Origin of the sequence: Streptomyces sp. NBC_00335 (assembly GCF_036127095.1) — a bacterium.
In the GTDB taxonomy this organism is placed as follows: Bacteria; Actinomycetota; Actinomycetes; order Streptomycetales; family Streptomycetaceae; genus Streptomyces.
In genome coordinates this window covers 6,098,653-6,110,420 of the sequence record NZ_CP108006.1, presented here as the reverse complement: position 1 = coordinate 6,110,420, position 11,768 = coordinate 6,098,653, and the positions used below count along the sequence as shown (strand labels likewise).

Genomic DNA, 11,768 nt, shown 5'->3' with positions numbered 1-11,768 from the left:
CTGTTGATCGTCACGCGCCGATTGCGACCTGAAGGATTCCCCGCCGGTATGAGCACCCCGCCGAACCCGCCCAGCACCCCGTCCGGCCCGCCGACGGAGCCCGCGGGCACCCCCGTACCCGAGGCGGCTCCCATACCGGCGCCCGCGCAGCCCCTGTCCCTCGACAAGCCCCCGGCCCTCGCACCGTCCCGGCCCCTGGCCCCCGCCCCGACCCTGACCGAGGCCCCGGCGCAGGCAGCGGACTCGGTCCCGGCGCAGCCCGAGGTCGCGGTGCCGGCGCAGCCTGAGGATGAGGTTCCGGCGCAGCCTGAGGATGAGGTTCCGGCGCAGCCTGAGGACGCGGTCCCGGCGCAGCCCTCGGACGCGGTCCCGGCCGCCGCCGGAGCGGGCGTACCCGCAGCGATCCCCGCGCAGCCCTCGGACCCGGCACCGGAAGCCGCCCGGGCCGAGCCAGCGGACGCAGTCCCGGCGCAGCCCGCGGATGCCGTCCCCGCGCAGCCCTCGGACGCGGCCCCGGCCGGCGCCGGAGCAGGCGTACCGGCAGCGGTTCCGGAGGCCGCCGCCGCGCCGCAGCCCGCCGCCCCGGCTCCCGCCGCCCCCGGCTCCTTCGCTCCGGTCGCCCCCGCCCCGGTGACCGCCGCCGCTCCCCCGGCGGCCGCGTGGGGAGCCCCGTACGGCGCCCCGGGCGCACCCGGCGCCCCCGGCGCCCCCGTACCCGCCAACCCCTGGGCCGCGCCCTCCGGCGGATACGGCGGCGGTTACCCCGGCGGCCCGCAGGGGCACGGCTTCCCGGCGGCGCCGGCCGACACGAACGGCCTGGCCGTCGCGGCCCTGGTCCTCGGCCTGTTCGGCATCTTCGTCGGCCTCGTCCCCTTCTTCTTCTGGGCCGGCGCCCTCCTCGCCCTCACCGGCACCGGCCTCGGCATCGGAGCCGTCGTCAAGTCCCGCCGCGGCGCCCCCCGCGCCACGATGGCCGCGATCGGCACCGTCCTCGGCGTCCTCGGCCTGGGTGCTTCCCTGGGTGGCTGGTTCATCACCGGGACCGTCATCGACAAAATCGACAAGACCGTCGCCGACAACCGCTCGCGCGACATCTACGACTACAACGACGAGGGCTACGACGGCTACGACGGCTACGGCTCCGCCACCCCCAGCGCCCCGGCGAGCCCGACACCCAAGCCCTCGCCCTCCGACATCCCGGGCATCACCTCGGCCCTGGCCTGGGGCGCGCCCTACACCTACGAGGACGGCGTCCAGGTCACCGTGCAGCGCGCGGTCCCGTACAAGCCTTCGTCCACCGCCTACCCGCCCGAGGCCCGCAACGGCAACGCGGTCAAGGTGACGGTGAAGATCGTCAACAACAGTGACGCCGCGCTCGACGTCAGCCTGGCCCTGCCGCACGCCCGCGGCGACCAGGGCACCGAGGCCGACATGGCCTTCGACGGCACCGTGCCGAAGATGTTCAAGGGCTCGGTGATGGCCGGCGAGTCGATGACCGGCACCTTCGCCTTCGTCGTGCCCAAGGGCACCAAGAACCTGCACTTCGAGATCTCGCCCGGCATCGAGTACGACGACGCGATCTGGAGCGGCCCGATCGGCTGAACCGGCGACTCCGGCGGCGCCGCCGCGCCCCCTGCGGACACGGCGACTCCGGCAACTCCCAGGACATCGCGTCAGAAAGACGATTAGACTGGGCCGCGTGCCTCAACTACGCCTCGCTCTGAATCAGATCGACTCGCAGGTCGGCAACATCGCCGCCAACGCCGACTCGGTCGTCCACTGGACCCGGCACTCCGCCGAACAGGGCGCCCACCTGGTGGCGTTTCCGGAAATGGTGCTGACCGGGTACCCCGTCGAGGACCTCGCCCTGCGCGGCTCCTTCGTCGAAGCGTCCCGCCGGGCCCTGCTGGAACTCGCACGGCGCCTGGAGGCCGAGGGCTTCGGGGACCTCCCGGTCGTCGTCGGCTACCTCGACCGTACGGAGAAGGCCGCGCCCCGGCTCGGCCGCCCGGCGGGGTCCCCGGAGAACGCGGCCGCCGTGCTGTACGGCGGGCAGGTCGTCCTGCGCTTCGGCAAGCACCACCTCCCCAACTACGGCGTCTTCGACGAGTTCCGGTACTTCGTGCCGGGCGACACCCAGCCGGTGATCCGGGTGCGGGGCGTGGACGTGGCCCTGGCGATCTGCGAGGACCTCTGGCAGGAGGGCGGGCGCGTCCCCGCCACCCGCTCCGCCGGGGCCGGGCTGCTGATCTCGGTCAACGCCTCCCCGTACGAGCGCAACAAGGACGACCTCCGCCTGGAGCTGGTGCGCAAGCGCGCCCAGGAGGCCGGCTGCACCCTCGCCTACCTGGCGATGATCGGCGGCCAGGACGAGCTGGTCTTCGACGGGGACTCGATCGTCGTCGACTCCGCCGGCGAGGTCATCGCCCGCGCCCCGCAGTTCTCCGAGGGCTGCGTCCTGGTCGACCTCGACCTGCCGGCCGCCTCGGCCACCCCCGTCGAGGGCACCGTCGACGACGGACTGCGCATCGACCGCGTGATCCTCACCGAGGAGCCGGTGGAGCCGTACGAACCCGTCGTGACGGGCGGCTACGCCGACCGGCTGGACGACGACGAGGAGATCTACGACGCCCTGGTCGTGGGTCTGCGCGCGTACGTACGGAAGAACGGGTTCCGGTCGGTCCTGATCGGCCTCTCCGGCGGGATCGACTCCGCGCTCGTCGCCGCGATCGCCTGCGACGCGATCGGCGCGCAGAACGTGTACGGCGTTTCGATGCCCTCCAAGTACTCCTCGGAGCACTCCCGCGGCGACGCGGCCGAGCTGGCGACACGGACCGGCCTGAACTTCCGGACCGTGTCGATCGAGCCGATGTTCGACGCGTACATGGGCGCGCTCGGCCTGACCGGGCTCGCCGAGGAGAACCTGCAGTCCCGGCTGCGCGGCACCCTGCTGATGGCGCTCTCCAACCAGGAGGGCCACATCGTGCTGGCCCCGGGCAACAAGTCGGAGCTGGCCGTCGGCTACTCCACCCTGTACGGGGACTCCGTGGGCGCCTACGGCCCCATCAAGGACGTCTACAAGACGGACGTCTTCCGCCTGGCCGAGTACCGCAACCGGGCGGCGGCCGAGCGCGGCGAGACCCCGCCGATCCCGGAGAACTCCATCGTGAAGCCGCCGAGCGCCGAGCTGCGCCCGGGGCAGGTGGACACGGACTCGCTGCCGGACTACCCCGTGCTGGACGGGATCCTGGAGCTGTACGTGGACCGCGACCAGGGCCTGGAGGCGATCGTCGCGGCGGGCTACGAGCCCGAGCTGGTCGCGAAGACCCTGCGGATGGTGGACACGGCCGAGTACAAGCGGCGCCAGTACCCGCCGGGCACGAAGATCTCAGCGAAGGGCTTCGGCAAGGACCGCCGGCTGCCCATCACGAACGGCTGGCGCGAGCAGGCGTAGGAGCGGGCCGGGTGGGGCCGGACCGGGCCGGGAGCCGACAACGACTCCCGGCCCGGTCCCGGTCCCGGCCTACGGCTTCACGGTGACGCGGGCCGCGATCGGCAGGTGGTCGCTGCCGGTGCGGGGCAGGGTCCAGGAGGCTTCGGGGGTGACCCCGCGGACCAGGATCTGGTCGATGCGGGCCATCGGGAACTGCGCGGGCCAGCTGAAGCCGAAGCCGTCGCCGGACGCGCCCTGGGTGGAACGCAGCTGCGAGGTGACCTCGGACAGGGCCCGGTCGTTGACGGTTCCGTTGAGGTCGCCGAGCAGGATGACCCGCTGCAGCGGTTCGGCGGCGAGCGCGGCGCCGAGGGCGTCGGCGCTGTTGTCGCGCTGGTTGGCGGTGAAGCCGGCGTTGAGCTTGACGCGGACCGAGGGGAGGTGGGCCACGAAGGCGGCCACCTCGCCGTGGGGGGTCTTGACGGTGGCGCGCATGGCCCGGGTCCAGCCCATCTTGATGTCGACGGGCTTGCTGGAGACCAGCGGGTACTTGCTCCAGAGCCCGACGGTGCCTTCGACGGAGTGGTACTTGTACGTCCCCGCGAGGGCCTTCTCGTAGACGGGGACGGCGCTGCCCTTGAGCTCGGTCAGGGCCAGTACGTCGGCCCCCGCCCCGGCGACCGAGGCGGCAGTGCCCGCGGGGTCGGTGTTGTCGGCGTCGACGTTGTGGGTGGCGACGGTGAGGTTGCCGCCGGCGTGCGCCTTGTCGGTGACCAGGCCGCCGAAGAGGTTCACCCAGACCGCGGCGGTCAGCAGTATCGCGATCAGCGCGGTCGCGGACTTGCGGAAGAGCGCGGCGGCGAACAGCACCGGGACGGCCAGGCCCAGCCAGGGCAGGAAGGTCTCGGTGAGGCTGCCGAGGTTGCCGATGTCGTTGGGCAGCTCGGCGTGGAAGATCATGACGAGCGAGATCAGCACCGCGAGCGCGGCGAGCACGATCCCCCGGCGCCAGATGCCCGGATCGCTCCGCAGCTCGGCCAGCCGGCGCCGGAGACCCTCTCGGGAGGGCTCGGGCTCCGAACCGTCGCTCCCCGTCTCCGTCATGTACGCCTGTGCCATGCCGCTGCCCTCACTGCCGTGCTCGCGCTCCGTCCCCGCCTCTTGACCCTAGGCGATATGCGGAGCGATCCGTGCCGATTGCGTCGGCCGTACGTCCGGGAGGACGAACGGCCCTGCGGCCGGGGTTCCGCTTGTCACCAAACGCGCACATTGCCCCGCGGCGCGGCCGCCGCGGCGAAGCGTGTCCCGTGCCACTTCCCGCCACGGCCCGGAGAGTGCCACCATGGTGAGGAGTCCGGGGACGCCGTAAGGGTGCCTCGAGATGAACATCAAGGAGCAGTTGCAATGACGCATGCCGTTTCGCCTGCCCGCGAAGCCGCCTCCCCCACCCTGTACGGAGGCACGGGCACCCGGCGCATCACCGTCCGCGACCTCACCCTCGCCAAGGAACGCGGCGAGAAGTGGCCCATGCTCACCGCCTACGACGCCATGACGGCGTCCGTGTTCGACGAGGCCGGCATCCCGGTCATGCTCGTCGGCGACTCGATGGGCAACTGTCACCTCGGCTACGAGACCACCGTCCCGGTGACGATGGACGAGATGACCCTGCTGTCGGCGGCCGTCGTACGCGGCACCAGCCGGGCCCTGATCATCGGCGACCTGCCCTTCGGCTCCTACCAGGAGGGCCCCGTACAGGCCCTGCGCAGTGCCACCCGGCTCGTCAAGGAGGCGGGGGTCGGCGCGGTGAAGCTGGAGGGCGGCGAGCGCTCGCTGGCCCAGACCGAGCTGATCGTGCAGTCGGGCATCCCGGTCATGTCCCACCTGGGCCTGACCCCGCAGTCCGTGAACGCCATGGGCTACCGGGTGCAGGGCCGCGGCGACGAGGCCGCGCACCGGCTGCTGCGCGACGCGAAGGCGGCGCAGGACGCGGGCGCCTTCGCGGTGGTGCTGGAGCTGGTCCCGGCCGAGCTGGCCGCCGAGGTCACCCGCTCCCTGCACATTCCGACGGTCGGCATCGGCGCGGGCTCGGAGTGCGACGCGCAGGTGCTGGTGTGGACGGACATGATGGGGCTGACCGGCGGAAAGATGCCGAAGTTCGTCAAGCAGTACGCGAACCTGCGCGCGACCATGGGCGACGCGGCGAAGGCCTTCGCCGAGGACGTGGTCGGCGGAACGTTCCCGCAGGAAGAGCACGCCTTCCACTGAGCGGAGGGCCGGCCGACGGCGCGCCCGCGGACCCCGCTGATGTTCTGTCGGTGCTCTGTGCGCGCGCTGTCGGTTGTTTGTCGGTGGGTTGTCAGTGCCGTCTGGTCCCATGGTGGACATGACGCGAAACGACAAGAATCCCCTGAACGGCTCGCACGCCGTAGAGGTCCGGGGGTTGGTCAAGCACTACGGCGAGACCAAAGCCCTCGACGGTGTGGACCTCGATGTCCGCGAGGGAACCGTCCTCGGGGTCCTCGGCCCCAACGGCGCGGGCAAGACCACCCTGGTCCGCATCCTCTCCACCCTGATCACCCCCGACGCCGGCACCGCCCGGGTCGCCGGCTTCGACGTGGTCCGCCAGCCGCGGCAGCTGCGCCGGACCATAGGCCTGACCGGCCAGTACGCCTCGGTCGACGAGAAGCTCTCCGGCTGGGAGAACCTCTACATGATCGGCCGGCTGCTGGACCTGTCCCGCAAGGACTCCCGCAGCCGCGCCGACGAGCTGCTGGAGCGCTTCTCCCTCACGGACGCCGCCAAGAAGGCCGTGATGACCTACTCCGGCGGCATGCGGCGCCGGCTCGACCTGGCCGCCTCGATGATCGGCAGCCCGGCCGTGCTGTACCTGGACGAGCCGACCACCGGTCTGGACCCCCGTACCCGCAACGAGGTCTGGGACGAGGTGCAGCGGATGGTCGCCGAGGGGGCCACCGTCCTGCTCACCACCCAGTACATGGAGGAGGCCGAGCAGCTCGCGAACGAGCTGACGGTCATCGACAAGGGCAAGGTCATCGCGAAGGGCAAGGTCGACGAGCTGAAGGCCCGCGTCGGCGGCCGGACCCTGCGGATCCGCCCCACCGACCCGGCCGACCTGCCGGGCATGGCCCGCTCCCTCGCGGAAGCCGGTCTGGACGGGGTCGCCGGTTCCCAGGCCGTCCCCGACGAGGGCGCCCTGCTGGTGCCGATCCTGGCCGACGAGCAGCTGACCGCCGTGGTGGGCCTGCTGGCGGCCCGCGGGTACGGGATCTCCGACATCAGCACCTACCTGCCCAGCCTGGACGAGGTCTTCCTGTCCATCACCGGGCAGAAGCCGACCGTCTCGGACTCCATCCCCAACCAGCAGACCGAGGAGGTCGCGGCATGAGCACCGTAACCACGACGAAGCCCAGCCCCACCGCGGCCGCCCCGGCCGGCGGGCCCGTCCGGGCGGACGAGGGCCGGATCGGCCTGCGGGGCAACCTGCGTCACATCGGCGCCCTGGCACGGCGCAACGTCCTGCAGATCAAGCAGGACCCGGAGTCGATGTTCGACGTCCTGTTCATGCCGATCATCTTCACGCTGCTGTTCGTCTTCGTCTTCGGCGGCGCGATCTCCGGCAAGGGCAACCAGGACGAGTACGTCAACTACGTGGTCCCGGGCCTGATGGCGATGATGGGCATGAACATCGCCATGGGTGTGGGCACCGGTGTCAACGACGACTTCAAGAAGGGCGTGATGGACCGCTTCCGGTCCATGCCCATCGCCCGCTCCTCGGTGCTCATCGCCAAGATCGTGGTCGAGCTCGGCCGCATGATGGTCGCCATCGCGATCCTGCTCGGCATGGGCTTCCTGCTCGGCCTGTCGATCAAGGGCTCGGTGCTGGACCTGTTCCTGTCCATCGGGTTGGCGGCGGTCTTCGGTTCCTCGCTCATGTGGATCTTCATCCTGCTGGGTCTCGCCATGAAGACCCCCCAGGCCGTCCAGGGCATGGCGATGCTGGTCCTGATGCCGCTGCAGTTCGGCAGCTCGATCTTCGCCCCGCCGACGACGATGCCCGGCTGGCTGCAGAGCTTCACCGACGTCAACCCGCTGTCCAACCTGGCCGACGCGGCCCGCGCCCTGATCAACGGGACCCCGCTGGGCAACTCCGTGTGGATCACGCTGGCCTGGTCGGTCGGCATCACGCTGGTGACCATGCCGCTCGCTGTGCGGAAGTTCCGCCAGAAGACCTGATCCGCGGACCGGTCCGTTCCGGATCGCGTCCCGGGCGGACCCGCACGGGTCACACCAAGGCGGTGGCCTCCTCCAGGGTGAGGCCGCCGCCTTCGGCGTACGCCGCCTCGTACGCGGCGTCGCCGAGCGCGGCCCGGGCCAGGCGCTCGGCCTGCTCGGCGTCCGCGCGCTCGGTGGTGACCGGGAAGTGGGCGGGCGGCAGCAGCGCGCGGTAGGCGCCGATGAGCCGCGCGGCGTCGTACGCCCGGACCCGGCCGCCGAGTTGCGCGAGGGAGCGGGCCCCGGTGATCAGGTACGCGGCCGGGAGGTGCGGGGCGAGCATCATGGAGAGGGGGTCCCGGACGGCTTCGATCGCCTGGCGGAGCCGGGCGATGGCGTCCTCGTACCGGCCCTCCTCGTTGTCGACCCAGGCCAGCAGGCCGAGCAGGAAGCCGTCGAACATGGCGAACGCGCCGACGGCGAACTCCTCGCGCAGGGACTGGAGCCGGGCGCGGGCTTCGGGGAGGCGGCCGGTGCGGCCGTAGATGCAGGCGAGGAACATCTGGGCGGCGGGCAACGCCTCGTTGCCGAACTGGTGGATGGCGCCGGCGAGCAGGCCGGTGAGGAGCTCCTCGGCCTCCTCCAGGTGGCCGTCCTCGGCGAGGGTCCCGGCCATGCGCACCTGCATCATCGTGACCTGGGCCTTGGCCCCGAGCCGCCCGGCGTACTCGATCGCGGCGCGGTAGTCCTGGGCGGCCAGGGCGTACTCCCCGCGCTTCTCCCGGGCCTCGGCGCGGGCGGAGAGGGCTTCGGCGCAGCCCCAGTCGTCGCCGAGGGACGCGTAGAGGGCGAGGCTCTCCTCGGCGTCGCGCGACGCGTCGCCGGCCCCGTCGGCGCGGTTGGCGAGGACGTTGGCCCGGAGCTGGAGGGCGGAGGCCAGCTCCCAGCGGTAGCCGAGCGCGCGGGCCGTCTCCACGGTCTCCTCGGTGGCGCGGTGGAGCAGCTCGGCGTCCCCGGAGATCATGACGGCGTAGATCCACAGGAAGGAAGGGGCCCGGCAGGTCTGCGGCAGCCCCGGGCGGTAGGCGGCGACCACGCCCTCGGCCTGGGCGCGGACCTCGGGGGTGGACCAGGTGGAGCTGATCTGGTCGCGGGCGACCAGACACAACAGCTGGATGCCGCGCCAGGCCTCGGTGAGCAGTTCACCCTCGTAGGGCGGGGGCGTGTCGACGATCTGCTCGTAGACGGGTGGGGCGGGGACGACCGGCGCGGCGAAGGGGTCCGGGCCGAGGGCTGCGGCGGCGCCCGCCCAGTGGCGGGTCTCGGCGCGCAGATCGTGCATGTGCCAGTACCAGCCGAGGGAGTGCACGAGGCAGAGCACCTCGCCCACGTCCTTGGCGGCGACGGCGCGGCGCAGGGCGGTGCGCACGTTCTCGTACTCGGTGGCCAGCCGGTCCGCGGCGGCGCGCTGGCCGTGGCCGCGCAGCAGCGGCTCGGTGGTGCGGGCGAGTTCGCGGTAGTGGGTGAGATGGCGCTGCTCGGTCTCCGCCCGGTCCTCGCCGGCTTCGGCGAGGCGGTCGGCCGCGTACTCGGCGACGGTCTCCAGAAGGCGATAGCGCATCCCGGCGGGGCCGTCGGGGGCGGCGACGACGAGGGACTTGTCCACGAGGGATCCGAGCAGGTCGGCGACGTCGGCGCCATCGAGGTATCCACCGTCCGCGCAGACCGCCTCGGCGGCGGCGAGGTCGCAGCCGCCGGCGAAGACGGACAGCCGGCGCAGTACGGCCCGTTCGGGCTCGTCGAGCAGGTCCCAGGACCAGTCGACCACCGCGCGCAGGGTCTGCTGGCGGGGCAGGTGGGTGCGCGAGCCGCCGGTCAGCAGCCTGAACCGGTCGTCCAGCCGGTCGGCGATCTGGCGGGGGGTGAGCAGCCGCAGCCGGGCGGCGGCCAGCTCGATGGCCAGCGGCATCCCGTCGAGGCGCCGGCAGATCTCCACGGCGGCGGCCGGGTCCTCGTCCACGGTGAACCCGGCCCGGGCGGCGGCCCCGCGGTCGTCGAACAGCCGCAGCGCGACCGGGTCGGGCAGCGGGTCCACCGGGCGCAGGGTCTCCCCGGGCACGCCGAGGGGTTCGCGGCTGGTGGCCAGGATCTGCACGCCGGGGCAGCGCGCGAGCACTTCCTCGGCGAGGCGGGCGGCGGCGTCGACTACGTGCTCGCAGTTGTCGAGGATCAGGAGCATCCGGCGCCGCGCGCAATGCTCTGCGAGGCGGTCGAGGGGCCGGTCCCCGCGCTCGGTCAGCACCCGCATCTCCTCGGCGGAGCCGCCGCGCAGCTTGGTCTCCCGCGCCCCGAGCGCGGCGAGCACGGCCTCGGCGACGTCCTCCGGATCGTCCACGGGGGCCAGCTCCACGAACCAGACCCCGTCGGCCCAGGCGGGGGCGGAGCCGGGCCCGCCACGGGTGGAGGCGTGGCCGGCCGACGGGTGCCCGGGGCCGGCGGGCCGTGCGTCCGGTGTGCCGCGGCCTGCGCGGGCGTGTGCCTCGGCGGCCTCCTGCGACAGCCGGGTCTTGCCGGCGCCGCCGGGTCCGAGCAGGGTGACCAGCCGCGACCGGGCGAGGTCGTCGCCGATGACCCGGATGTCCTCTTCCCGCCCGACGAAGGTGGTCAGCCGCATCCGCAGGTTGCCCGCGCCCGGCCCGGGCGGCGGCACGTGACCGGCCCCGGCACCGGCGCTGTACGGATCCCCGCTCCCGGTCCCGGCGGGACCGGCCCGGCCCGGCCCGTCGGCGTGGGCGGAGCCTGGTCGGTCGGGTCCGGTCGCGTGGGCGGAGCGCGCTCCGTCAGGACCGGTCGCGTAGGCGGAGCCCGCGCCGGCAGGACCGGTCGCCTGGCCGGAGCCGTCAGGTCCGGGCATGGAGCCGGAGTCCGCCCGGTCGGGACCGGACGGGATCGCGGTGGCGGTCCCGTACGGCGCCGGGGCGGCGGCGATCCCGGACGGAGCCGGGAAGGACCCGTGCGGCTCGGACGGGGTGCCGGGCCGGCCGTCATGGCCCGGGCCCAGCCCGGGCCCGCCGGGTCCGTCCGGAGCGGCAGAGGAGCCCTGCACGATCCCGGCGGTCCCGGCGGTCGCGTCGGCCCCCGCCTGACCCGCCCGGCCTCGCGAGGCCTCGGCGGGGTGGCCGGGCCCCGGGTCGGAAGCGGATCCGACCTGCCCCGTCCGGTCGGGCCGGTCGGTCAGGGCCGTACGGCTGGTCCAGCCGGTCCCGGCCGTCGGCGCCGCCCGGTCCGGACCGCTCGGCGCCGGGTACCCGGGTCCGGTCAGCGGGGCGGAACGCCCGGGTGTCGCCGTCGGGCCGGGCCGGTGGGGGCCCGCCGTCGGGTCGGCCAGCAGGGCCGCGTGGAGGGCGCGGAGGGCGGGGCCCGGGGTGGTGCCCAGGCGGCCGGCCAGGTCGCGGCGGACCTCCTCGTAGGCGGCCAGTGCCTGCGCCGGGCGGCCCGCGTCGCGCAGCGCGCGGATCCGCAGGGCCTGCAGGAGTTCGTCCAGCGGAAGCCCCGCGCACAGCGCGGTCAGCTCTGGCAGGACCCGCTCCGCCTCCCCCAGCTCCAGCGCCGCGTGCAGGCGGCCCCGGCGCGCGTCGAGCCGTAGCGCCTCCCAGCGGGCGGCCTCCGGCCCGGTCCCGGAGCCCGGCAGGGAGCTCAGCGGCTCGCCCCGCCACAGGGCGAGGGCCTCGTCGTACAGGGCGGCCGCCTCCGCCGGCGAGGTGGTCTGTGCCGCCGCCCGCGCGAGCCGCTCGAAGCGGTACAGGTCGATGTCGTCCCGGGCCGCGACGAGCCAGTAGCCGCCCTCCCCGGACCCCACCGCCTCGCGGCCCAGCGCCCTGCGCAGCCGGCCCACCAGTGCCTGGAGCGCCGCGGGGCCGTCGGCGGGCGGGTCGCCGTCCCACACCTCTTCGATGAGCGAAGCTGCCGGGACCGCCCGGCCCGGCCGCAGCGCGAGCGCCGTCAGGAGCGCGCGCAGCCGCGCTCCGCCGACGGGCACGGTGCTCCCGTCGTCGCGGATGGCCTGGGTGGTGCCGAGCATCGCGTAACGCACCGGCCCATT

General features: G+C 73.7%; 7 protein-coding genes. 5 read left to right on the top strand and 2 right to left on the bottom strand.

The window, feature by feature from the left end:
- Positions 1–48: 48 nt before the first annotated feature.
- Both OHA37_RS27760 and OHA37_RS27755 read left to right on the top strand, forming a co-directional pair.
- Positions 49–1,602, top strand: coding sequence for a DUF4190 domain-containing protein (locus tag OHA37_RS27760; protein ID WP_266909292.1), 1,554 nt, complete (start codon positions 49–51; stop codon positions 1,600–1,602).
- A 97-nt stretch (positions 1,603–1,699) separates the two neighbouring features.
- The gene (locus tag OHA37_RS27755) at positions 1,700–3,454 is read left to right on the top strand and encodes an NAD+ synthase (RefSeq protein ID WP_266909291.1); all 1,755 of its coding nucleotides are present in this window, start codon (positions 1,700–1,702) and stop codon (positions 3,452–3,454) included.
- Between the two features lie 69 nt (positions 3,455–3,523).
- On the opposite strand, the gene OHA37_RS27750 is transcribed toward OHA37_RS27755, so the two are convergent.
- On the bottom strand, positions 3,524–4,552 hold the full coding sequence (locus tag OHA37_RS27750; protein ID WP_266909290.1) for an endonuclease/exonuclease/phosphatase family protein: 1,029 nt from the start codon (positions 4,550–4,552) through the stop codon (positions 3,524–3,526).
- A gap of 285 nt (positions 4,553–4,837) precedes the next feature.
- On the opposite strand from OHA37_RS27750, the gene panB reads away from it, so the two are divergent.
- From panB to OHA37_RS27735, 3 genes are all read left to right on the top strand, one after another.
- Positions 4,838–5,698: a 3-methyl-2-oxobutanoate hydroxymethyltransferase gene (panB, locus tag OHA37_RS27745; RefSeq protein WP_266909289.1), complete on the top strand. Its 861-nt coding sequence runs from the start codon at positions 4,838–4,840 to the stop codon at positions 5,696–5,698.
- A gap of 109 nt (positions 5,699–5,807) precedes the next feature.
- Complete coding sequence (locus OHA37_RS27740) at positions 5,808–6,839, top strand: ATP-binding cassette domain-containing protein (protein ID WP_266909288.1); 1,032 nt, start codon at positions 5,808–5,810, stop codon at positions 6,837–6,839.
- On the top strand, positions 6,836–7,687 hold the full coding sequence (locus OHA37_RS27735; protein WP_266909287.1) for an ABC transporter permease: 852 nt from the start codon (positions 6,836–6,838) through the stop codon (positions 7,685–7,687). Before OHA37_RS27740 ends, OHA37_RS27735 begins: the two co-directional genes overlap by 4 nt.
- Positions 7,688–7,736: 49 nt before the next feature.
- On the opposite strand, the gene OHA37_RS27730 is transcribed toward OHA37_RS27735, so the two are convergent.
- Positions 7,737–11,747 carry an AfsR/SARP family transcriptional regulator gene (locus OHA37_RS27730; RefSeq protein ID WP_266913131.1) on the bottom strand — a complete coding sequence of 1,337 codons (4,011 nt, stop codon included), beginning with the start codon at positions 11,745–11,747 and terminating at the stop codon, positions 7,737–7,739.
- Between the last annotated feature and the right edge of the window lie 21 nt (positions 11,748–11,768).